The sequence below is a fragment of the Micrococcus terreus genome, from assembly GCF_900116905.1.
Lineage (GTDB): Bacteria > Actinomycetota > Actinomycetes > Actinomycetales > Micrococcaceae > Citricoccus > Citricoccus terreus.
Map to the genome: position 1 here is coordinate 86,244 of NZ_FPCG01000008.1, position 23,390 is coordinate 109,633.

Below are 23,390 nucleotides of genomic sequence, written 5' to 3' on the forward strand. Positions count from 1 at the left end.
TGGGCGATCCCTTACTGTCCGGTGCGGGCGTACTTGGCTTCTGTGGCCTGCTTCTGGGGTCGCCACCAGTCCTGGTTCTCCTGGTACCAGGCGATGGTCGCGGCCAGGCCGTCCCGGAAGGAGGTGTACTTGGGGGTCCATCCCAGCTCGGTCATCGCGGCCGGGTCGATCGCGTAGCGCAGATCGTGCCCTGAACGGTCGTTGACATGGTCGTAGGCATCGGTGGGCTGGCCCATCAGTTCCAGGATCAGCTCGACGACGGACTTGTTGTCCTTCTCCCCGTCTGCACCGATCAGATAGGTCCGCCCGATCTGACCGGATTCCAGGATCGCCAGCACCGCCGAGGAATGGTCCTCAGCATGGATCCAGTCCCGCACGTTCAGTCCCGCTCCGTAGAGCTTGGGACGGACCCCGTCGATCACATTGGTGATCTGCCGGGGGATGAACTTCTCCACATGCTGGAAGGGTCCGTAGTTGTTGGAGCAGTTGGACACGGTGGCCGCCACCCCGAAGGAGCGCACCCAGGCCCGCACCAGATGATCCGAACCGGCCTTGGAGGCCGAGTACGGGCTGGAGGGGTTGTATGCGGTGGTGGGGGTGAACCTGGCCGGATCATCCAGCTCCAGATCCCCGTACACCTCATCGGTGGAGACGTGATGGAACCTCACCCCGTGGGCCCGCACCGCCTCCAACAGCGTGTAGGTGCCCACGATGTTGGTCTGGATGAACGGGGAGGGGTCATTCAGGGAGTTGTCGTTATGGGACTCAGCAGCGTAGTGCACCACGGCATCCGCCTCGGATACGAGCTCATCGACCAGGGGCGCATCACAGATGTCACCCTGGACGAAGCGCAGCCGGGACTGGTCCAGTCCCGCCAGAGAGGCACGGTTCCCGGCATAGGTGAGCTTGTCCAGCACCGTCACCCGGTGCTGGGTCTGGCGCAGCACGTGATGGACGAAGTTGGACCCGATGAAACCGGCTCCGCCGGTGACCAGAAGATCTTTCACCTCTCCAGCCTAAACCGCATACGACTAGGCTGAACCTCATGAAGGGCATCATCCTGGCCGGGGGCACCGGTTCGCGTCTGCATCCGATCACCTGGGGCATCTCCAAGCAGCTGGTCCCGGTCTATGACAAGCCGATGATCTACTACCCTCTCTCCACACTGCTGCTGGCCGGGATCCGTGAGATCCTGATCATCACCACCCCGCATGACGCCGAGCAGTTCCAGCGTCTGCTCGGCGACGGCTCCAGGTTCGGAGTCGACCTGAGCTACCTCCAGCAGCCCTCCCCAGATGGCCTGGCCCAGGCCTTCACCCTCGGCGCCGAGCACATCGGCACGGACAAGGTCGCCCTGGTGCTCGGTGACAACATCTTCTACGGCCCCGGCATGGGCACCCAGCTCACCCGCCACACTGACGTGAACGGCGCCACCGTCTTCGGCTACTGGGTGGCCGACCCCACTGCCTACGGCGTGGTCGAGTTCAATGATGCCGGCAAGGCCATCAGCCTGGAGGAGAAGCCAGCCCAGCCACGGAGCAACTACGCCGTGCCAGGCCTGTACTTCTACGACAACGACGTCATCGAGATCGCCCGGAACCTGAAGCCCTCAGCCCGCGGAGAGCTGGAGATCACCGACGTCAACCGCACCTACCTTCAAGCCGGGACCCTGAACGTGGAAGTGTTCCCCCGCGGCACCGCCTGGCTGGACACCGGCACCTTCACCGACCTCAACGACGCCTCCAACTTCATCCGCACCGTGGAGAACCGCCAGGGCCTGAAGGTCGGCGCACCGGAGGAGATCGCCTGGCGCCAAGGATTCCTCACCGACGACCAGCTGCGCGAACGCGCCGAGCCTCTCGTCAAGAGCGGCTACGGCCAGTACCTCCTCGACCTGTTGCAGCGCTGAGCTGACGACCAGACCGCGGGTGATCAGCCACGCAGCTGCTCCACCTCGCGGTGGATCTGCTCAGCGAAGCGGTGCTCGGCGAACTGATCAGCGTGAGCCCGGATGGCCTCGCTGTCCCAGCTGCGTGCCATGGCGCGCTGAATGCCATCGGCGACTGAGCCGGCGTCGTGCGCGTCGATGAAGACCCCATTCACGCCCTCCTGGATGCTGTCCAGATACCCTCCGGCGCGCAGGGCGATGGTGGGCAGACCCCAGGAGGACGCCTCCAGGGGCGTGATCCCGAAGTCTTCGAAGCTGGCGGCCACCAACGCAGTGGCGTTCGCATACGCCCACCGCAGCTGGGCCTCGGAGAGGTCACGGGCGAAGTGCACGTTCGGGCCGGCCATGGCCTCCAGCCGCTGCTGCTCCGGACCGCGTCCCACCACGAGCAGTCGGTGACCGGTCTGCTCGGCGGCGCGGATGACCTGGTCCACGTTCTTGTAGGGCATCAGCCGGGAGACCACCAGCAGGTACCCCTGGCTGTCGGCCAGATGGTCCAGTCCACGGATCGGTTCTCGCTCTCCAGAGGTGTCCACCGAGTGCGGCGGGAACACCACGTCGACCTCGTCCATCCCGTAGACCGACCGGATGCGCTCCCCCACCACAGTGGAGTTGCCCAGGTACCGCTCACGGCGCTGGGCCGCTCGGTGGTCCCAGCGGCGCAGGAAGGGCTTCATGGCGGTGACGATGATTCCCTTGGGGGACCTCCACCACGGCCCGCCCAGGTACTGCTCGGTCAGGTACACCCACCGCGCCGGGGTGTGGCAGTAGACGAGGGTCCGCCCGGAGAAGCGGAAGCCATGCGCCCAGCCGGAGGAGGAGACCACAGCGATCTTCCCCGGGACCTGCAGCAGGGAGGAGGCCACGGGCAGCAGCGGGAGCGCCTTGCGGTGGTCCTTGCGGAAGGCGGCGATGCGGTTGAGCGGGGTGGTGATGACGGTGGCGTCCCGGAACTCCGGGAACGTGCCGTCCGGGTCGTGCAGGGTGGTGTAGATCGGCGCGTCCGGGTACATCCGGTGCAGGGCCAGCACCACGCGCTCGGCTCCCCCACGCTGCGTGAGGTAGTCGTGGGCGATGACGATCTCCGGCTCGGTCATCAGAATCTTCCCTGGATGCGCTCGGGGTGCTGGATGCCGGTCCGCCCCGCGGCTTCCACTCCTAGCGCGATGGCCTTGCGCGCTACGGATGTGGGCAGGACCTTGGCCAGACGGTCGACGACAGCTCCGTAGCGTTGGTACGTGTTCTCACCGGAGACTGCAGCCAGACCTCGGACGGCCAGATTCCAGGGGCCTCGACCAGGCGTGCCCTCCATCAGCGGTCGAGCCTCGGGAAACTTCTGCAGGAACCGTTCGCGTGCGGCTCCGGAATGCAGGGCGCGACGGGCACGGATGGCCGTGGTGGTGGCAGCGACGTGGTGGTCGGTAGTCAGCTCCGGGTGGATTCGCACCGGGATGCCAGCGCGGTGGAGCCGGTATCCGTAGTCCACGTCCTCCCAACCGTAACGGCGGTAGCCCTCGTCATAAGGCCCGATCAGCTCCCAGGTGTCGCGAGTGACGGAGACGTTGCCGGCCCAGTAGCGCCACTGAATATCCACCGGTGATGCCAATGCAGACGCACTGTGTAGACGATCCGCGTCGCGCCCGTAAGCGTGAGCATACGGAGTATTCGGGAGGACGTTTCTGTAGAGTCCAATTGCGCCCGCCGGACCGTCAGCATGCGCGGCTCGGTGCAAAGCGATGAAGTCACGTGCCGGTTCGAGATCGTCATCGCATCGAATCAGCACACGTCCTTGGGCTGCATCGTGGCCGGCATTGAGGGCCGCGGAGCGACCTCGGTTCTCACCAAAATCGATCACTCGGAGTGAGGGAACCAAAGACCGCATCTCCTGTCCGGCCAGGAGTTCAGCGCTTCCATCGATATCGCCGTCGACTACGACGATGACCTCGAAGTCTTGGTCATTCTGCTGAGAGAGGGCATTCAGGAGGACAGGTAATCGGAAAGCCCCACCACGAGAAGGGACAATGACCGAAGTTCCTAGGCGGGTGGGTTCAGCCTCAGGATCGACCTGGAGAAAGTTCTTCGTGCTCATTGACAGTCACTTCCTGTTTGGGAAAAAGATAAACCCAACTGCGCTAGCAAAGACTTGATACGAACTCGGCCTGCCTCTGGCGACCACTTCTGCTGCCACCGCGCGTGCTGACGTTCCACCAGGTCTGTGAGGTCCAGGTCCTCCACCGTCCGGATCACGCGTGCCAGGTCCTGTGCGTCCCCCGGCTCCGCGATCAGCGGATGGTCAGTGCCAACGACCTCGGGCAGTGCCCCAGCGCGCGTGACGATCACCGGCACGCCGGCGGCCATCGCCTCGGCGGCCACCAGCCCGAAAGGCTCCTGCCATGTCGACGGGCAGACCAGCACGTCGATGGAGGAGAGGAAGGCATAGGTCTCCTGCCATCCCAGCAGTGTCACGGTGTCGCCGGCCTCGTCCAGCGCACGGCCGATCCGAGCGGCTTCCTCGTCCTCGACGAATCGTGGCTCCCCTGCCACACGCACGGTGTACCTGCCGGGGTCCTGAGATTCCAGCAGGGAGAGCGCGTCCAGCAGGACATGGATGCCCTTGTCCTTGGACAGGCGACCGATGAATCCGAGGGTCAGCCCGGTGTCCGGCTCTCGGAGATGCTCTGGTGAACCGTCCGATGAAGCACCGGCCGGTCCCCCGACCCAGTTGTCCAGGACACGAGCACCGCGAATGCGCGTGGCCATGAACGGCGACGGCACGAGAGTCATCCGTGCACCGGCACGCGCCAGGGCTGTGGCCACCCGCTGAAGGGCGGACTGCGGCTCCTGGTGGAGGTGGACGATCCTATGACGCACAGCAGTCAGTGCCGCTGCCGGGAGGAGGCCGTTGCACCACACCAGACCGGGCGGACGCCGCAGGGCCCACCGTCGGAGTCCCAGGGCATAGGCCTTGCGGTCCTCACCGGGTATCCGGGTCACGGAGAAGCCGTCCGATTCCAACCGGTCGGCCACCTCAGAGGGGGACGCGGGGGCCACGACGGATACGTCCTGGCCTTCCGCACGCAGCGCAGCTGCGATGTGGTGGAGCATGACCTCTCCCCCGCCCACGGCTCCCTGGTTGGCGATCAGGTGGATCACGGAATCATGGTTGGCAGTGTGCCGTGTCATGGCACCCTGTCCAGACGCTGTTCATTGGTTCCTAGACTCATCAGCCCTTGAATCTGTTCGAGGCGACGCTTCTCCATCGACCGCACAACCAATGTGGTTCCCAGAGCAAGCGCACCGACGATGGTGATGAATACTTCACCGAGTTTGAGCGCACAGAACAAGATCGCAACGGTTGCAGATTCGCAGGCGATGATCGCTGGCGTTCGGGGCAGACGACTGAAGGGTCGAAAGGCGATCATGACGTAGATGGCGACAATGGCAATGACCAGGATCCAACCGCCTTCTGTCGCCAGTGCCCGATACGAGTCGTGATAGAAGAACTGCTGCTCGCCTTGAAGCAGAACTGTCGATTCACTGGCACCAAGTCCCCATGGCAACGCTTCGTCGGTTTTCACACGGGCGGCCTCGTCGATTCGAGCGCGCAGGTGGTCCGTTCCGTCTCGATCTTCGAAGATCAACGAACGCGCGAAATTGTCCTCCAGCCAGGTGAAGACCCAGAAGTACAGGCCCAACACCGCACCCCGAATCACTGGACCTCGGCGCGGAGTGAGAACCATCCACAACACGGCCAAACCGAATGCCGTGAGACTGGTTCGTGAGCCCGTCAGAGAAAGAAGACCGAACCCCAGCAGCAATACCGTCGGCACCATCCACTGGCGTTTGAGGAAAGGGACCACCAGGAGCGGAATGATGGCGTGCATCAACCCGGCGACGTTCTTGTCCCCAGTGAAACCTGTCAGAACGCCACCATAGGTATCCGGCGCTATCCCCAGGTAGAAGAGTCCTGCATTGACGGCCAGACCACCTGCCATACCCATCACGACGGATCTTGCACCGAGCCGCCCCCAGGCAAGACAGGTGACGAAGAGAATCAGCAGGACGATACGGGTGACCCGGCGAGTCCAGTCCACATCAGGCATCTCCGATGCGATCACCATGGACCCCACCGCCACCACAGCGAGCGGTACGAGATACGCGAAAGGAGCCTGCCGATATCGTGACTGGCCCACGAGCGAGAGGGCAATCAGCCCGATCATGATGATCTCAGGCAACGGGAGATTCATTGGAGTACCCGGAAGGGCCACTCCATCAGCGATCAGGAACGCTCCCAACAGGACCTGCAGCCAGCTGATCGGCTGTTCGACCTTGAAGTGGGCGAACACGGACTGGCGATGTTGATCTCGCGTGCGAGCAGCTGCGCGTAGCCGGGTGATGGCCGTCGTCATGGGGTCTGTCCTGTTCCTGCAGTGGACAGATGCCGCCGGTAGACCTCGGCGATGCCTCGAGTCATCTGCTCCACCGTGGTCAGCTGCGCGTCCGCGCTCTCTCCCGCAGCCTCTCTCAGCGTGGTGAGGCGCTCCAGGATGGACGGGGGCGTCGGGTCGGTCACCAGCGACTGGGGGCCGACGATCTCACGGTTGCCCCCCACGTCCGTGGCCACCACATCGAGACCGGCCGCCACAGCGTCCAGCAGGGTGTAGCTCAGGTTCTCCCAGGCTGAGAGCTGCACGACGACGTCATGGTCACGCATGGCCTCCCACGGATCCACGAACCCCGGGAAGCGGACGGAGTCTGCCACCCCGAGATCTGAGGCCAGATCCTTCAGCGCCTGCGCCTCAGGACCCGTCCCGGCGACAGTGAGCGTGGCGCGCGCGTCGCGGTCCAGCAGAGCGGGCATGGTGCGCAGCAGTGCATCGATCCGCTTCTCCGGGGAGAGACGAGACAGGCTCAGCAGCCGAAGGCCCTCCCCCAGCGCACGGCGCTCAGGCGCCCCGACGACGTCCCGGACGGCCTCGATGTCCACGCCGTTGGGGATGACGGTCACCGGGCAGGACGGAGCCCACCTCCGTGACATGACCTCGCGGGTGGAGTTCGAGACGGCGATGACCTCGTCCGCACGGCGCAGGCGAGCGTGGTGGACGGCGGCCGTCATCTTCGCCTTCACCGGACTGCGGTGATAGACCGAGGCGTCGGCGGCGATGCCGTGCTCCGTGGAGATCAGGGTGACCGAGCGGTCGGCTGCCAGCACCCCGGCGGCGATGATGTCCGCGTAGGCCAGATGGGTGTGCACCACCGCCGGACGCAAAGTGCGCACCGCCCTGCGGAGCGTGCGCGCGGAGGCGACCGGGCCGGCGTCGGGACCGAAGGCTCCGGTGAGGACCGGAGCACCGATCTGACGCAGACGCTCGGCCAGGGGGCCCTCCGGGCACAGGACGACCAGACGGTGCCCGGGGATTCCCGCGCGTGCCGTGTCCACCACGTGTCGAGCCACCCCGCCGAAGTCGCCGACGGGGATGACCCACAGGGCCAGGGGTGGAGGGGTCACAGCCACTGCTCGAGCCGATCCAGTGCAGTCCAGAAGCCCTCTCCGTTGTTGATGTGCCCCTGCCAGATCTCCGGGATGAACGGTGCTCCGGGGACCAGACGGTCCAGCTGTTCGGCCAGGGCCGGCCAGTCCACGTCTCCCTCGCCGACCTGCACGCCCTCACCGTCCACGCCGGTGGCGTCCACCAGGTGCAGGTGGATGGTGTGGGGTGCCAGCAGCTCCACGGTCTCCGAGAACGGGATGTTCAGGAAGGTGGCGGCCAGTTTGGTGTGGGAGATGTCCAAGCAGAGATCGGTGCCGGTGGAGCGGGCGAACTCTGCGGTGTCCCGGGGGTCCAGGAACAGGTTGTGGTACTGCTGACCGCCCATCAGCCAGGGGAACGGGGGCAGGGTCTGCGCGGCGATCCGCACTCCGCTGGAGTCCAGGCGCTTCAGGGCCTCGGCGATGCGCTCGTACTTCGGCGTGCGCTCTTCCGGGGAGATGTGACGGTCCGTGGTGAAGCCGCCCATGGTGACCACCATGATCGGCTCCTGCTCGGAGGGGAACCACCTGGTCAGCTGGCGGGTGATGTCGATGGTGCGCTGGACCTCGGCGATGGACCGCTCCCAGTGCTCCTGGTCCTGGGAGGCCAGGTCCACCAGGAAGTCACCGGCGAACAGGTCCGGCAGGTGGGTGGTGAACCCCATGGGCAGCGGCTGGGAGAAGACCGAGTCGACGTCGATCTCCAGGTCCTTGTAGGAGAAGTGGAACTCCAGGAAGTCCGGAGTGCAGTCCTTCGTCAGTGCCTCGACGTCGTGGTAGCGCACGGGCAGGCCCCAGGGCCGGTTGAACTGGAACTGCCGTCCCGTGGGAACGGTCTCCTTGAGGTCGCCCTCGAAGAAGAAGTCGCCCTCAGCCATCGCCCGGCGGACGGTGCGACCCACCAGCTGGGGCAGGGCGTTGGGCTGCAGGCCACGGCCCGGGCTCTTCACGGCCACATCAGACTCACTGATCACCGCACCGATCTCCAGCGGGCCGGCCGCCACCAAGGACTTGGCCAGGTTGATCCGGTTCATCGCCTCACCGGTGGAGACCACCCGCTCCGCCGAGGTGCCCAAGGACTCCTCCACCTCGCGGATCTGCTGCACCATGGCCGCGAACTCATCCGGCAGCAGCGAGACCTTGTGGTCATTGCCCTCCAGGGAACGGTCCACGGTCAGGTGCTTCTCGATGATCCGGGCACCACGGGCCACGGCGGCGACCGGGACGTGGATCCCACGCTCGTGACCGGAGTACCCCACGGGAGCCTGAGCGATCTCCTCCAAGCGGTCCATGTAGGCCAGGTTCACGTCCTTGAACGGCGCCGGATAGGTGGACTGGCAGTGCAGCATGGCGAAGGGGACGCCCAGAGAGCGCACCAGTTCGGCGGTCTCCCGGATCTCCTCCTCCCGGCTCATGCCGGTGGAGAGGATCAGGGGACGGCCGTGCCGGCCGGCCTCCCGCAGCAGGTCATGGTTGGTCAGGTCAGCCGAGGCGATCTTGAATGCGGGGATCCCGTAGTCCACCAGGGCCTGGACAGAGGGAAGGTCCCACGGAGTGCACATGACCTCGATGCCGCGGTCCCGGGCATGGTCGAAGAGTTGGAACAGCTCCTGAGCCGGCAGGGAGTACTTGGCCAGCAGGTCCAGGGTGTACTGGGCGCCCAGGTCCTCGCCGCCGCTGGCCGATCCGGACTGGCGGTAGAGGGCGTCCATGTCCCGCAGCTGGAACTTCACGCAGTCAGCACCGGCATCGGCAGCGGCATCCACGAGCCGACGGCCCAGTTCGAGGTCACCCTGATGGTTGTTGCCGATCTCGGCAATGATGAAGGAAGGCTGATTCTCACCGATCCGGTGGTCGCCGATCCTCAGTTCAGAGGCACGGTTGATGGCCAGTGCCGTCAGGCGGCCCCGATCATCCAGCAGCGGCAGGTGCGAGGCGCCTGCGGGGAGCAGCTCAAGGATCTCCTCGGTGGTGGATCCCAACGGCGCCGAGGCCACCGAGGTGTTGGCGACCTGCGCCGAGGCGACCTCCAGGTCAGCGTCGGGGTTCGCCACGATCCACCGCCGGAAGTCGCCGTCGGACAGCGATCCCTTGAGCAGACCGTTGCTGTCCACGCAGAAGACGATGCGCTCACGGTTCTCGGTCATCTTGCGCAGCGCGACGAGCACGGAATCGTCCGCGAAGACGAGGTAGGGCGACAGGTGCCGTTCGATGATCATGGAATCAGTCCTTCTGCCGGTGGGGGATGGATGCTGACGCAGCCCGGTGTTTCTCCATCTGCAGCTCAGCGAGTTGGAAGTCCAGTTCGGTGTCGATGTCCACGCCCTCCAGTTCATGGAGAATGAACAGTCCGATCGCTCCCCCGAGACGGTTGTGGTGACGATCGTAGACATCGGGCCTGGTCAGGTACAGAGACCCGTTCTCTCGGTACCGGAGGTCCGAGCGCGTCATGTCCTGACGGCGCTTGCGGTGGTCAACGTCATAGGAGGCCCGAGGCGCGGCGTTCTCAGAGTCGCCGTGCTGCCAGATGAACGGTGGAGTGGGGACCACGCCAACCAGCGAATCCACGCCGGTCTCACGGAACTGCCGCACGGCCCGATCCAGGGTGTCCGGCAGCCGCAGTGGGCTGGTCGCCTGGAGCAGCATGACGCCCTCCGGCTCTCCATGGTGCGTGCGGAAATGCTCCAACGCGTGCTCGACGACGGGTTCGGTGGCGGTGGTGTCCAGGGCGAGCTCTGCGGGCCTCAGGAACGGCACGTCCGCGCCGTGCTCGCGGGACACCTGGGCGATCTCCTCTGAGTCGGTGGAGACCATCACGTGCAGGTCCTCCTGCGCATTCAGGGCCGACTCGATGGTCCACGCCACCAGGGGTTTGCCACCGAGATCTCTGATGTTCTTGCCCGGCACTCCCTTGGAGCCGCCGCGGACGGGAATGATGCAGAGGATGCTCACGGAGTCTCCGTTCCGAAGAGGTGGTCGGCAATGGAACGCGCTGGTGCAGTCGCGGGCAGCTCTGGTGGCCTGGTCGGAGCGGGCGCCGGCTCGTGTGGTGTCCACCGGGACAGGCCGTATCGGTCCCAGAATCCTTCCAGCCAGGCAGGAGGATCACGGTGCACCGCCCAGGCGTCTCGCCCTGCATATGCGGCCTCCAGCACACCGGTGGAGAACACCGCTGCCACCGGGCCTCGCGTCTGCTTCAGGGGTCGGCCAGATCGGTCTATCCGTACCCCCCGCTTCTCCCACCATGCGTGCATCATGCGAGACAACCGATCGGTCTCCGCAGGATGGGGACGGTAGACGGCCCCAGTGGCCCGGCAGTACTCCAGGGCGGCACGGGCGAAGTCGCCTCGAGAGAGTTCAGCTCCATGCAACTGTCCCAGGAAGACACCCGGGGCATCATGCGGACTCACCGTCTCTGGCTCACTGGATGTCCTGTCGACGGCGTTCCAGAGGATCTGGAGGCCCACAGTTCTCGTCTGGACGTCCGGGCGGCCAGTCGTCCACCATGCCGCGTCCTGGTCGGTGTACGCCATCAGTTCACAGTCAGCGGGCAACGGCGGTGCTTGGTGAGCCAAGAGCCCATGTTGAGCGACGACGAATCGGGCTCCTGTCTGCAGTGCCCAGTGGCGTGCGAGTCGGCCCGATCCGAGATAGTCGCCCACAGCAAGGACCTGTGCAAGGTCGACCAACGCCACCGGGGGCAGGCCTGGCGCGTCAGCCACCTCCTCGCGCTTGATGTGCTCGCCGAGTCCGGGAAGCTCTGGGTGGTCTGGCGAGGGGACCAGATATCCGATGCCGCTGAGCCCCGGACGAGCTGCCATGGGCTCCACCAAGGCAGACAGCTGAGTTGGACCGAAGGATTCCAACGCCACCAGGGTATGGATCGGCTCTCCACCCGTGACCAGCCATCGTGTGCCCTGGCTGGCAGGACGCAGCCTGGACTTGATCCTGCGCGCCCACGGTTGCTGGGACCGTTGCCACTGATGCCAGGCAGGCAGGTCATGTGGCTGCCGGAACAGCGGTCCCCCGTCAGGCAGCGTCATCGGTCCCACCAGCGGTCTGCGGTCTGAGCGCGATGGGCAAAGGTGTGCTCCTGTTCCGAACGACGCTGACCGGCCTCACGGATCTGTTCGCCCCACGCAGGTTCGCTGATGACGCGACGGCTGAGCTCGATCAGCTCCTCCGTGCCCTCGAACACCAACACCTCATGCCCTGGTTCGTAGAACTCCGCCACGTCTGGGCGGTCGATGAGCTGCAGACCACCCATTCCCGGCACCTCGAAGGTGCGCATCGCCAGGCCCGCCTGGAGTCCGTGGATGTTGATCGCCGCAGCAGCTTCGGCCTGCACTCGATAGGCATCCTCCAACGGGATGTCTCGCTCAGCGGGCACTCGAGGACGGGCCACTTCCCACGTCCGAAGCCGGTCCACCGGGTGGTGGCTCCACTGACGCCCGTAGGCCCGCACCGGCAGGCCAGCATCCACGAGCGCCTCCATCAGATCCACCCGATTGGGATAGCGGGATCCCACGAAGACGATCTCACCGGAGCGGCGCATCGTCGGTGCAGTCAGATTCGGGTCAAAGCCGTTGGGCAGATAGTGGGCGTTGACACCATGAGCGCTGAGCTCTGCCGCCCCCGACCGTGCGTAGCTGATCACCGGTCCCACACTTCTCAGGAACTCCATGCTGTAGTCGTGCCGATGGAGGTCGTCGTAGAGCCACAGCATCACAGGAATGCCGAGCGCAAGAGCCGCCTCCCAGAATGCCTGTCCCAGGGAGTCACCTTTGATGACCAGCAGGCGGTCCGGACGAGCCTCCGTCAAGGCCCTGAGGGCCCTGGCCGTGTCCCATCGGCGCCGCTCACCGGTGCGGTCCACCCCCACCTTCTCCGGAAGCTCCAGGGCCACCTTGTTGCGCAGCTTCATGGGCACCGTCGAGTAGTGGTCATAGCAGTGTGTGACGACCTCGTATCCGATCTGCTCGAAGCCAGCCGCGATCGAGCGATGGTACCCATGGAAGACAGGCGAGACCAGAAGCAGTCGAGGTCGGCGCGCGGTCATCGGAGCAACCCCAGTTCCTGGCGCAGCACGGCGCGCGCATCCACATCGGTGCCCCTCAGCTGACGGACCGTGTTCACGGCGAAATTCACACCGGTGGCCGCCAAGAGAGACCCCTTCAGGACCCGAGGGTGACCCCATTTGCGGGCATAGTGGGCCCGGGAGTCCACCAGCCAGCGCCGTCTCCTGGCAGGGTCCGAAGAGCCGCCTCCGGCATGGACGACGCGGATCTGTGGAATGACGACGGAGGGGACTCCGAGCTCGCGCAGGCGTCGCTGCAGGTCGACCTCTTCGCTGTTCATGTGGAAGTCCTCATCGAACCCACCCACCTCCTGCACCTGGTCCAGAGGCAGGAGCATCACCGCCCCCATGACCCAGTCCACGGCGACGGGGTGGTCTGACGCGGCTGCCACGACGTCATGTCCCACAGCCTCGTGGAGCTGGGGCAGGTGACGGAAGCGGGCCAGCGGAGTGAGCCATTCCACGGTCTGGTGCAGGATCGTGGGGAAATGCCGTCCCGACCACTGGGGTGTCCCGTCCTCGTTCACGACCTGCGGGCTGACGACTGCCGGCTGCCACGGCTGCGCGCCGGCGACGAGAGCCTCGATGTCCTGTCCCGTGATCTCCACGTCGGAGTTCAGGACCAAGGCCAAGGGTGTATGGACCTGGTCCAGACCGGTGTTGACAGCTGAGCCGAAGCCCCCGTTCTCCGGCCGACGGGCCACGGTGACCGCAAGCCCGGGATCACCCTCGACCGGGAGGGAAGGAAAGGGGACTGGTGACGCATCGTCCACGACGATGATCTCGGCCAGGCAGGGCGGCGGGTCGGTGCGCAGCTGCGCGATGAGGCGGAGAGTGTCCCCGGGGTCTCCGTAGAACGGAATGACAGCGGTCACCGAGGGCACACAGAAGACAGTCCCCTCCATTGTCGACGATCGTCCTCGGGTGTCCATGGCCCCTTTCCTGGTGCACCGATGCACTGCGCACCGTCCGGCGAGGCCGGTGCGCCATGCAGGTCCATGCTATCTAACCGGTCATCGCCCCGATTCCGCTGACCTGGCAGGATGGAAGCAGCCTCGCTCAGGACGACGCGATGGCGCGTGGCCGTGACACGCGCGGAACCACTCGATGGAGGGACACAGAGATGCAGACTTCCCCGACGGTCGTTCTCCGTCCGGTGACCAGGCCATGACATCTGTCCCGAGAGAAGACATCCTGCTGTCGACGGGCCTGGGGACCACCCTCGCCCGCGGCCTCTCGCGTGAGGAGGCCGTCGAAGTGCGCCAGGCCTGGGCCGGCTGTCTGGCTGAGCCGGATCGCGCCGAGCCGTCCGGCCAGACCCCGACGGCTGAGCTCGCCCGGGGAGCGCACGGCTGGCTGCTGCATCACGAGCATCTGGTCTACACCGCCACGCAATCCGCGATCACCGCCGGCATCGGGACGCACCTGTTGCTCCACGGGGCATCCCTGGCCGATCCTGAGGGCAGGGCCATCGCCTTGGCGGCCGCCTCGGGGACGGGCAAGTCCACCGCCACCCGAACGCTGGCACGGCACCTGGGCTACGTCACGGACGAGACGGTCATCGTCCATCCGGTGACCCGAGTCGTGACGCCGTTCGCCAAGCCCCTGTCCCTCTTCGTGGACTCGGATACCCGCCCCAAGACCCAGTTCTCACCGCGGGAGCTCGGACTGCTCTCGGCTCCCCAAGACCTGAGGCTGCACGCTCTGGCGGTCCTGGACCGGGTCCGCGAACCGTCTGAGCGCATCACGGCCACCGCTTCCCGGTTGAGCCTGCTGGACGCCCTGGAGCTGATCATCCCGCAGACCTCCTCGCTGGCACAGCTGGATCGCGGGCTGGTGCAGCTGGCCGGGCTTCTGGATCAGCTGGGCGGCGCCGTGCGTCTGCACTACAGCGAGGCCGAGGATCTGCTTCCTCTGGTCAAGGAGCTGCTGGACGCGCCGAACATCCCGGCCCTGGACAGACGCATCTGGCGTCCCGCTGACCCGTCTCTGCTGACGCCGGCACCGGGCCCAGAGGTCTCAGAGGTCCCGGCGGGCCTCTACCGACGGTCCCCGCTCTCTGATGCCCTGGTGGTGGAGGAGGGCACGTCGCTCGCCGTGCTGCAGGAGACCTCCTACCACGTCGTCTCCGGGCTCGGCCCCGTGCTGTGGGAACTGCTGGCGGACTGGGTCAGCGAAGAGGACCTCGTGGGCTCGCTCCTGCAGACCGGTGACGCCCCGGCGGATGCCGCAGACCGCATCCATGGTGCACTGACGGCCCTGTGCTACGAAGGACTGGCGGTTCGGTCCGACGCGCAACGGTGACACCACGGGCCGACACCATGAGGGTGCCGGCCCGCGGTGGAGCGTGATTCGATCGATCAGGCGTTGCCGTCGAACAGGCTGGTGACCGAGCCGTCCTCGAAGACCTCACGGATCGCACGGGCGATCAACGGGGCGATGGAGAGCACCGTCAGGGAGTCGAAGCGCTTTCCGGCCGGGATCGGCAGGGTGTTGGTCACCACGATCTCCCGGGCGCCGCACTCAGCCAGTCGCTGCGCGGCGGGGTCGGAGAACACGGCGTGGGTGGCGGCGATGATCACGTCCTTGGCACCGGCCTCCTTCAGCACGCGCACAGCGCCGGCGATGGTGCCGCCGGTGTCGATCATGTCGTCGATCAGCACGCAGGTGCGGCCCTCGACCTGACCTACGACCTGCTTGGACACAGCCTGGTTCGGCACGGTCAAGTCACGGGACTTGTGCACGAACGCCAGCGGAGCCCCACCCAGGCGCTCGGCCCATTGCTCGGCCACCCGCACGCGGCCGGTGTCCGGGGAGACCACGGTGATCTCGTCCGTGGAGACCCGGGAGCGGATGTAGTCGGCCAGCAGCGGCACGGCGAACAGGTGGTCCACCGGGCCATCGAAGAAGCCCTGGATCTGGGCGGTGTGCAGGTCCACGCTCATGATCCGGTCGGCGCCAGCGGTGCGCAGCAGGTCGGCCACCAGGCGGGCAGAGATCGGCTCGCGGCCACGGCCCTTCTTGTCCTGACGGGCGTAGGGGTAGAACGGAGCCACCGCAGTGATCCGCTTGGCCGAGGCGCGCTTGAACGAGTCGATCATCAGCAGCTGTTCCATCAGCCAGTTGTTCAACGGCGCGGGGTGAGCCTGGATGACGAAGATGTCCTTGCCGCGCACGGACTCGCCGGAGCGCACGTAGATCTCCCCGTTGGCGAAGTCGTAGGCGCTCATGGGCAGCAGCTCGGTGCCCAGCTCGTCGGCCACCTCCTGGGCCAGCTCGGGGTGGGCCCGGCCGGAGGCCAGGACCAGGGTCTTCTCGCCGTGCAGGGTGATCTCATTCATCGGTGTGGTGTCCTCTGGTGCTCGGGTCTGCTGTGTCTGGAGGGGGCTGGAAGGTGAGGTGGAAGCGGGTCAGGACCGGCCGTCGTCGGGCTGGCCGTTCTCGGCGGCCTGACGGGACCGGGCGGCGGCCTCGGCGGCGGGGGAACCCGGACGCTTCTGCTCCGTCCATCCCTCCGCGTTGCGCTGCGGGGCCACGGTCAGGGCCAGGGAACCGGCGGGGACGTCCTTGCGGACCACGGCTCCGGCACCGGTGTAGGCGCCGTCGCCCACGGTCACGGGGGCGATGAACACGGTGTTGGAGCTGGTGCGGACGTGGTCGCCGATCACGGTGCGGTGCTTGTTGACGCCGTCGTAGTTGGCGGTGATGTTGCCGCAGCCGATGTTGGTGAACTCGCCGATCTCCGCGTCCCCGGCGTAGCCCAGGTGGGAGAGCTTGGAACCGCGGCCGATGGTCACGTTCTTGGTCTCGTAGAACGCTCCGATCTTGCCCTGCTCTCCCAGCACGGTGCCGGGGCGGATGTAGGCGAAGGGCCCGACGGCGGCTCCCTCGCCGATGCGTGCCCCGGCCGCCTGGGTGCGGGTGACCTTCGCTCCAGCGCCCACGTGGGTGTCCACCAGGGTGGTGTCCGGGCCGATCACGGCGTCCTCGCTGATGTGGGTGGTGCCCTGCAGGTGGGTGTTGGGCAGGATGGTGGTGTCCTGCTCCAGGGTGACGGTGGAGTCGATCCAGGTGGTGGCCGGGTCCACGATGGTGGTGCCCGCGCGCATGTGCCGTTCCAGGGTGCGGCGGTTCATCTCGGCGCCGAGGGCCTGCAGCTGGACGCGGTCGTTGGCGCCCTCCACCTGCCAGCGGTCCTGGGTGGCCACGGCGGCCACGCGGCCACCGGCGGCGCGGGCCAGGCCGAGCACGTCGGTCAGGTACATCTCCCCCTGGGCGTTGTCCGTGGTGACCTGGGACAGCGCGGAGACCAGGGTGGCGCCGTCGAAGGCGTAGATCCCGGAGTTGACCTCGTTGATCAGGCGCTGTTCCTCCGTGGCGTCCTTGTGCTCCACGATCCCGGCCACGGAGCCGTCCGCCTCACGCAGGATGCGGCCGTAGCCGGTGGGGTCCTCCAGCAGCGCGGTCAGCACGGTGACGGCGTTGCCGTCCTGCTGGTGGGTGGCGACCAGTTCACGCAGCAGTTCGGAGGTGAGCAGCGGGACATCGCCGTAGGTGACCACCACGGTCCCCCCCACCGACTGCTCGGCCTGCTGCAGCGCTTCCAGCCCGGCCTGCACGGCACGGCCGGTGCCCGGGACCTCATCCTGGTCCGCGACCAGCAGCCGCCACTGGTGCTGCTCGGCCAGCTCGTCCAGATGGGCGGCCACCTTGTCCCGCTGGTGCCGGACCACGGCCACCAGGTGCTGGGGATCCAGGCCGTTCGCCGCGGCGAGCGCATGGCCCACCATGGAGGTCCCGCCGATCGGGTGCATGATCTTGGGGGTCTTGGACTTCATCCGCGTGCCAGCGCCGGCTGCGAGGACGATGACGGCTGCCGGTGCAGAAGTGGCGTCGGACAAGTTCGACCCTCCCGGTCTTGAGGTGGCGTGAGTGTTCAGTGACCGGCTGACGCCGTCACCAACCAGTCCAGTGTAGACCGCTGACGCCACGGCCCGGAGGGGACTGGAACCTGGCTCACAGGAGTTCCGCCCATAGGATTCGAACCTATACTGCACAGCTCCAAAGGCTGGCGTGCTGCCGTTACACCAGGGCGGATCGGTCCACCATTGTTCCACAGCCGGTACGGCGTCTCAGTCACCGTGCCAGGGGGCCGCTGGTCAGCGATAGCGTGCCAGTCTCTCTGGGACCACTCCTGTCGGCACTGTCCGAAGTGCGCGCCGGACAGCACGTTTAGCCACCGGCCTTGCCTTCCACCATGCTCTGCGCGCCATGAGTTCGGCCTGGGGAATCGGGTTCCGCACCCGCACGCTCAACCGATCGAGGATCTCCTCCGGCACCAGTTCGTGGCCCAGACCGAGTCTCTCCGCGAACAGGATGACGCCCATGGTCTTGTCGGGGTATCCCGCGAAGTGGCAGATGAACGCGTCCTGCGGGGAGGTCTCATAGTGATGCGGCCGGGCGTTCAGTTCGCGGTAGCCGACCACTCGTGTCCGCTCCCAGAGGTCGGGCGCCTCATACTTCAGTACCCACGTCATGACATCCTGGTCGCCGCCGGTGAACGTCCCATCGGCTGCAGAATCCCAGCGCTCCTCCACCGCAGGGACCTTGATCTCACGCATCAGCGCAAGGAGGCGTTCAGACTCCGTGCCGCGTCGAAGGGCGAACACGCCTGTGTTGATGGTGGACCAGAAGCCGTTGGGCTCCTCGGGCCCCTCAGCGATCACCAGGAAGTCCCCCTCCTCTTCTGCTCGAAGAATGAACTCGCGGAGAGCATCTGAGGTGAAGTCCGTGAAGTAGCAGTCATCGTCGACCCAGACGATCCAGTCGTACCGCGGCAGGACCCGTTCGATCGCATTGATCTTGTAATAGAACTTGTTGACGATGCCCTCACCGATCCCGCACTCCAGTCGGTAGTCAAGATCATGGGTCCGGGCATAGGCTGCGTGATTCACATAAGAGCGGTAGCGGATCTCGTCGCCGCCGGAGACGATGCAGATATCGGGCATGGAGATCCTCCCACAGACCTGTCAGACGACCTTGTCAGCCGCCACTGTGGCCGATACTACGGGAGTCAGACCAGTGCAGACGCAGCCCTCCGGCAGTCGGGACCCTAGAGTGTTCGGGTGGCACATCTCCTCGGCGCTGAAGCCCTGCACCTCGAATACCCCACCCGCACTGTCTTCGACTCCGTGACCATCGGGGTGGATGAAGGCGACCGGATCGGGATCGTCGGCCGCAATGGCGACGGCAAGTCCAGCCTGCTCGGCATGCTCGCGGGCACCGTCGAGCCTGACTCGGGCCGCGTCACCCGCCGCGGCGGGGTGCGGTTCGGCGTCCTGGACCAGACCGACTCCCTGGTGCCGGAGCAGACCGTGGGACAGGCCGTCGTCGGGGACCGTGCGGAGCACGAATGGGCCGGTGACCCGCGCGTGCGCGACGTGATCGGCGGACTGGTCTCGGACATTCCCTGGGACGCGCAGATCGCCAGCCTCAGCGGTGGCCAGCGTCGCCGCGTGGCCCTGGCCGCGCTGCTGGTGGAGGACTGGGATCTGATCGCCCTGGACGAGCCCACCAACCATCTGGACGTGGAGGGCATCACCTGGCTGGCCGGGCACCTGAACCGTCGGTGGAGCGCGAACTCAGGCGGACTGCTGGTGGTCACCCACGACCGCTGGTTCCTGGACGCTGTCTGCACCACCACCTGGGAGGTGCACGATCGGATCGTCGAGCCCTTCGAGGGCGGCTATGCGGCCTATGTGCTGCAGCGCGTGGAGCGTGACCGTCAGGCAGCGGTGGTGGAGCAGAAGCGGCAGAACCTGATGAAGAAGGAGCTGGCCTGGCTGCGCCGCGGCGCTCCCGCGCGGACCTCCAAGCCCAAGTTCCGCATCGAGGCCGCCAATCAGCTGATCAGTGACGTCCCTCCCCCACGCAATCCGTTGGAGCTCAAGCGCCTGGCCACAGCGCGCCTGGGCAAGGACGTCATCGACGTCCTGGACGCCTCGGTCGCCTTCCCCACTCCCGACGGCGGCTCGCGCACCATCCTGAAGGACGTCACCTGGCGCATCGCCCCGGCCGAGCGCACGGGGATCCTGGGTGCCAACGGAGCCGGCAAGTCCACCCTGCTGAATCTGGTGGCGGGACTGATCGAGCCCACGCAGGGCCGCGTCAAGCGCGGCAAGACGGTCAAGCTGGCGGTGCTGGACCAGCAGTTCTCCCAGCTGGCGGAGATCGAGGGCGACCGGGTGCGTGAGGTGCTGGCACGGCAGAAGACCACCGTGGAGGTGGAGGGCAAGGAGATGACGCCGGCCCAGCTGCTGGAGCGTCTGGGCTTCTCCCGGGAGCATCTCTCCGCCCGGGTCGGCGATCTCTCCGGTGGCCAGCGCAGGCGGCTGCAGCTGCTGCTGGTGCTGCTGGACGAGCCGAACGTGATGATCCTGGACGAGCCCACCAACGATCTGGACATCGAGATGCTCTCGGTGATGGAGGACCTGCTGGACTCCTGGCCCGGGACGCTGCTGGTGGTCTCCCACGACCGGTACCTGCTGGAGCGGGTGACGGACCAGCAGTATGCGGTGCTCAACGGCCGGTTCCAGCATCTGCCGGGAGGCGTGGACCAGTACCTGGACCTGGCGCACGCTGCTGATACCGGAGCCGGAGCCGGAAGCTCTCCGCTGGCGGCACAGGAGCCGTCCTCGGCCGCGACGTCGGCATCGTCCGGGTCCGGCTCAGGGCTGAGCGGTGCGGAGCGCCGTGCCGCGCAAAAGGAGCTGACCGCCACCGAGCGCAGGATGGAGAAGCTGAGCTCTGAGGTGGATCGACTCCACGAGAAGATCGCCGCCCATGATCAGTCCGACTTCGAAGGGCTCGCCGTGATCACCCAGGAACTGAACGCCGTGGAGGTCGAACTGGCCGAACTCGAAGAACGGTGGCTGGAGCTCTCGGAGCTGGTGGGGTGAGCTCCCGCGTATCCTGAAGTCGTTGCGCAGGTTTCATTCAACGAAAACGTAAGGGGAAGACGGCACGTGCGGTGGAAGAAGCACCTGCGGGAGTTGCAGGCCCGGGCACTGGCGGTCATTAGAACCGGGCCGAATTCGGTCCTGTGGACCAACGACGGTATGCGTGGGGGGAATCTTCTTTACTACTGGTTGCACGCGTTCGCAGAAACTACTGCAGGCCGCCCGACAAGAGTCCTTTACCAGGTGACCATGGATCCCTGGCTCCGCATGTTTCCTGCACTTGAGGACCTGACTATCGATCAACATCAGCTTGGGCTGAGGGATCGGCGTAGGGCGTTCTGGGATCCGGATGTTCGTCCCTCTGCAGCATCTGGAACCTTGGGATCTTTCATTGAGAAAACAATCCTTTCGTCTCCGTCATTCACCGATCGACTGCACCAGTGGTCTTCCTTCCTCGACACCTCAACGGCTGTCTTGAACATCCGGCGAGGAGATTATCTTGACGCCCGTTATTTCGAGGAGTATGCAATGCACGTGCCCGACTATTTCGGTCAGGCTGAACGCGTACTTTCGGAGCACTCAGATTCACAAAGTGCGCTTTTCGTCTCTGACGACATCTCTTGGTGCCATTCCCACAAAGGAGAGTTGACGACTCTCACCTTCGCAGAAGCCGCTCCCGACCGCTTCGACATGTTCGACGACCTAGCTGCCTTGGCCGCAACTGGCATCGTCGTGCTATCCAATTCCACCTTCGCCTACTGGGGAGGGCTCATCGGCGATCTCCTTTCACCAGATCGACTCGTAGTAGCGCCTCGATTCCATTCTCGTCTGCCGAACGGCTATCTTGAATGGCCACACCCGCAGCACTGGGTGCTCGTCGACAATCGGTTCCGTTCGGACGTGAAATCACCATGACGGGTCATCTGGTGCACTACGGCTCACATCCCGAGGTGTCTGTGATTGTTCCTGCATTTAATGCAGCCAAGACCCTGCGCCAACAGTTGCTCGCACTGACCGACCAGATCGATGCTCCATCCACAGAGATTCTGGTGGTGGACAATGGATCCACCGATTCAACAGTCGAGGTCGTCCACGGCTTCATCCAAGAGCTCAACTCGGGCAGCCGTGCCGGACTGCGGCTAGTTTCCGCGCCAGAACGCACTGGCGCGTCACATGCTCGCAACGTCGGCGCTTCGCTTGCCCTGGCTAAGAAGTTTGCGTTTTGTGATTCCGACGATGTCGTCTCCCAATACTGGCTTCGAGATATTGCAGAAGCCCTTGACACAGTCGCCGTGATTTCTGGCGCCGCTATCCCCATCCGCGACGCAGATTTCGTTGCGTCCGATCTTCTCACCCTTCGCCGCCTGATGGGCGATCGGCCGGATCGGCAGAACCTGGAAGTCAAGAGGGGCCAGATTTTTCCAATTCTCATGGGAGGCAACTTCGCAGTTACCCGAGAGGTCTACCGAAGGCTGGGCGGTTTCGACGAGAGCTTTCCATCAGCCGCAGAGGATAACGACCTCGGAATTCGTGCCAACGCACTCCTGGGCTACTCCGCTTATAGCACGGCCATGCGTATTGCCTACCGCACCAGGACTGCGCCGTCGGCCCGGCGACGACTCGCGTACACAACAGGCCGTGCACACGTACAGTTGTGCGTGCGTCACGGCCTCATCAGGTCATCCGAGCTAGTTCCAGCACCACAGCTGACTAAAGTGGTCCTCAGAACAGCTGCCGCGTTCGCGCGTGGTGTGCTCCGCCCTCGCTCCGCTGACTGGCCAGCGATCCAGGAACGATGGGCTCTGGTCGCTGGTCTCATCTCAGGAACCCTGTCCTATCGTGTCGGTCTTCCAGAAGCCGTCAAGCTAGCGTCCGCACGCCCGCCCCAGAGGAGCATCGGCCATGACTGATCTGCGCTCAATACAGAATGACCATGACTCTGCGGCGGATATGAGGCCGACGGCTGATGTCACGGTCATCGTCGTCGCTTACTCACACGCACAGTTCATCGAGGAGTGCTTGGACAATATCCGCGCCCAGACGACTCCCCCGCGCCGCGTTCTCATTGCGGATGACGCCTCCCCTGATGCAACCGACACAGTCATTCGGGAGTATCTAGAACAGCACCCGGGGTGGGCTGAGTATCACCCGAATGCTGAGAATCGTGGGCTGAATCCGACGCTAAACGCCATGCTGGCCATCACACACACGCAGTACGTAACGTACATCGCCGCCGACGACTTCATGTATCCACATCGGATCGAGGAACATGTGAAGTTGATGGAATCCGACCCCTGTGCAGTACTGGCCTATAGCGACGCGGCTGTGGTCGATGAGCACTCAAATCTACTATCGGAGTCTTCCCAGGATGAATTTCCTTGGCCTGAGGATGAATGGAATCGCAGGTACCCGTTCGAAGAACTACTCAGTACAAATTGGATGCCAGCTGCGTCCCTCTTCCTCAGAACCGATCGGTTGAAGGCCCTTGGCTCTTACCATGACCATCTCTTCTATGAGGATTTCGAGCTGCTCGTCCGGCTGTCGAAGCAGGCTCCGTTCGCGTTCACTGAAGAACCCCTCGTCGCTGTGCGTCGACTCTCTACGAGCCTGGGCGCAATCGGGTTTCGCGGCGATAGCCCTCGTTTCATCACGGCTCTGGACACGGCATTACGTCACTACGAGGGGACATCAAAGGAGATTCAACGCACGGCGTTCGAGAAGCGCTGGGCTCTGGCGAAACGGGCCATCGCCACAGACATGCCCCGTCGCAATGCTATGCAGCTTCTCTGGCACTCTCGCCGGGGTGCCTCATCGCCTGCGGCCTTCGTCAAGCATATGGTTCGGGCCGTCTGGACTGTGTGGAGGCCTCCTGCCTGA

19 protein-coding genes and 1 tRNA gene are annotated in these 23,390 nt (G+C 65.3%); 6 read left to right on the forward strand and 14 right to left on the reverse strand.

The features are described from left to right. Window positions 1-11: 11 nt before the first annotated feature. Window positions 12-1,007 (reverse strand): dTDP-glucose 4,6-dehydratase, encoded by a 996-nt coding sequence (rfbB, locus tag BM355_RS10110; protein ID WP_091698023.1) that lies wholly within the window; start codon window positions 1,005-1,007, stop codon window positions 12-14. Window positions 1,008-1,045: 38 nt separating this feature from the next. On the opposite strand from rfbB, the gene rfbA reads away from it, so the two are divergent. Then, on the forward strand, window positions 1,046-1,909 hold the full coding sequence (gene rfbA, locus BM355_RS10115) for a glucose-1-phosphate thymidylyltransferase RfbA (protein ID WP_091698026.1): 864 nt from the start codon (window positions 1,046-1,048) through the stop codon (window positions 1,907-1,909). A gap of 23 nt (window positions 1,910-1,932) precedes the next feature. Here rfbA and BM355_RS10120 read toward each other — a convergent pair whose 3' ends face one another. From BM355_RS10120 to BM355_RS10160, 9 genes are all read right to left on the reverse strand, one after another. Beyond that, complete coding sequence (locus tag BM355_RS10120) at window positions 1,933-3,045, reverse strand: glycosyltransferase (protein ID WP_091698029.1); 1,113 nt, start codon at window positions 3,043-3,045, stop codon at window positions 1,933-1,935. Beyond that, the gene (locus tag BM355_RS10125) at window positions 3,045-4,037 is read right to left on the reverse strand and encodes a glycosyltransferase family 2 protein (protein WP_091698032.1); all 993 of its coding nucleotides are present in this window, start codon (window positions 4,035-4,037) and stop codon (window positions 3,045-3,047) included. Before BM355_RS10125 ends, BM355_RS10120 begins: the two co-directional genes overlap by 1 nt. After that, on the reverse strand, window positions 4,034-5,131 hold the full coding sequence (locus tag BM355_RS10130; protein WP_091698034.1) for a glycosyltransferase family 4 protein: 1,098 nt from the start codon (window positions 5,129-5,131) through the stop codon (window positions 4,034-4,036). Before BM355_RS10130 ends, BM355_RS10125 begins: the two co-directional genes overlap by 4 nt. Beyond that, complete coding sequence (locus BM355_RS10135; protein ID WP_091698036.1) at window positions 5,128-6,357, reverse strand: hypothetical protein; 1,230 nt, start codon at window positions 6,355-6,357, stop codon at window positions 5,128-5,130. The genes BM355_RS10130 and BM355_RS10135 overlap by 4 nt, the downstream gene beginning before the upstream one ends. Then, window positions 6,354-7,457, reverse strand: coding sequence for a glycosyltransferase family 4 protein (locus tag BM355_RS10140; RefSeq protein ID WP_245760734.1), 1,104 nt, complete (start codon window positions 7,455-7,457; stop codon window positions 6,354-6,356). Before BM355_RS10140 ends, BM355_RS10135 begins: the two co-directional genes overlap by 4 nt. Then, a complete protein-coding gene (locus BM355_RS10145) occupies window positions 7,454-9,697 on the reverse strand; it encodes an N-acetylneuraminate synthase family protein (RefSeq protein WP_091698043.1) in 2,244 nt (747 codons plus the stop codon). The genes BM355_RS10140 and BM355_RS10145 overlap by 4 nt, the downstream gene beginning before the upstream one ends. A 4-nt stretch (window positions 9,698-9,701) precedes the next feature. Further along, window positions 9,702-10,430: an acylneuraminate cytidylyltransferase family protein gene (locus BM355_RS10150; protein WP_091698046.1), complete on the reverse strand. Its 729-nt coding sequence runs from the start codon at window positions 10,428-10,430 to the stop codon at window positions 9,702-9,704. A gap of 1,087 nt (window positions 10,431-11,517) precedes the next feature. Next, window positions 11,518-12,537: a CgeB family protein gene (locus BM355_RS10155; RefSeq protein ID WP_091698048.1), complete on the reverse strand. Its 1,020-nt coding sequence runs from the start codon at window positions 12,535-12,537 to the stop codon at window positions 11,518-11,520. Then, a complete protein-coding gene (locus tag BM355_RS10160; RefSeq protein WP_245760735.1) occupies window positions 12,534-13,430 on the reverse strand; it encodes a glycosyltransferase family 2 protein in 897 nt (298 codons plus the stop codon). The genes BM355_RS10155 and BM355_RS10160 overlap by 4 nt, the downstream gene beginning before the upstream one ends. A gap of 292 nt (window positions 13,431-13,722) precedes the next feature. On the opposite strand from BM355_RS10160, the gene BM355_RS10165 reads away from it, so the two are divergent. Next, window positions 13,723-14,859, forward strand: coding sequence for an ATP-binding cassette domain-containing protein (locus BM355_RS10165; RefSeq protein ID WP_143109474.1), 1,137 nt, complete (start codon window positions 13,723-13,725; stop codon window positions 14,857-14,859). Window positions 14,860-14,915: 56 nt separating this feature from the next. On the opposite strand, the gene BM355_RS10170 is transcribed toward BM355_RS10165, so the two are convergent. From BM355_RS10170 to BM355_RS10185, 4 genes are all read right to left on the reverse strand, one after another. Further along, a complete protein-coding gene (locus BM355_RS10170) occupies window positions 14,916-15,896 on the reverse strand; it encodes a ribose-phosphate diphosphokinase (RefSeq protein ID WP_091698055.1) in 981 nt (326 codons plus the stop codon). A gap of 69 nt (window positions 15,897-15,965) precedes the next feature. Then, a complete protein-coding gene (gene glmU, locus BM355_RS10175; protein ID WP_091698057.1) occupies window positions 15,966-17,456 on the reverse strand; it encodes a bifunctional UDP-N-acetylglucosamine diphosphorylase/glucosamine-1-phosphate N-acetyltransferase GlmU in 1,491 nt (496 codons plus the stop codon). A gap of 124 nt (window positions 17,457-17,580) precedes the next feature. Then, window positions 17,581-17,652: transfer RNA gene (locus BM355_RS10180), tRNA-Gln, on the reverse strand. Between the two features lie 62 nt (window positions 17,653-17,714). After that, on the reverse strand, window positions 17,715-18,563 hold the full coding sequence (locus BM355_RS10185) for a glycosyltransferase family protein (protein ID WP_091698059.1): 849 nt from the start codon (window positions 18,561-18,563) through the stop codon (window positions 17,715-17,717). 117 nt (window positions 18,564-18,680) lie between these two features. Here BM355_RS10185 and BM355_RS10190 point away from each other — a divergent pair, with 117 nt between their 5' ends. The 4 genes from BM355_RS10190 to BM355_RS10200 all read left to right on the forward strand — a co-directional run bounded on the left by BM355_RS10190 (window position 18,681) and on the right by BM355_RS10200 (window position 23,390). Further along, entirely contained in the window at window positions 18,681-20,513 is a 1,833-nt protein-coding gene (locus BM355_RS10190; protein ID WP_091698061.1) for an ABC-F family ATP-binding cassette domain-containing protein, read from the forward strand. Window positions 20,514-20,579: 66 nt separating this feature from the next. Further along, entirely contained in the window at window positions 20,580-21,428 is an 849-nt protein-coding gene (locus tag BM355_RS14150; RefSeq protein WP_143109475.1) for an alpha-1,2-fucosyltransferase, read from the forward strand. Beyond that, window positions 21,362-22,423 carry a glycosyltransferase family 2 protein gene (locus BM355_RS10195; protein ID WP_091698064.1) on the forward strand — a complete coding sequence of 354 codons (1,062 nt, stop codon included), beginning with the start codon at window positions 21,362-21,364 and terminating at the stop codon, window positions 22,421-22,423. The genes BM355_RS14150 and BM355_RS10195 overlap by 67 nt, the downstream gene beginning before the upstream one ends. Next, window positions 22,416-23,390 carry a glycosyltransferase family 2 protein gene (locus BM355_RS10200; protein ID WP_245760736.1) on the forward strand — a complete coding sequence of 325 codons (975 nt, stop codon included), beginning with the start codon at window positions 22,416-22,418 and terminating at the stop codon, window positions 23,388-23,390. Before BM355_RS10195 ends, BM355_RS10200 begins: the two co-directional genes overlap by 8 nt.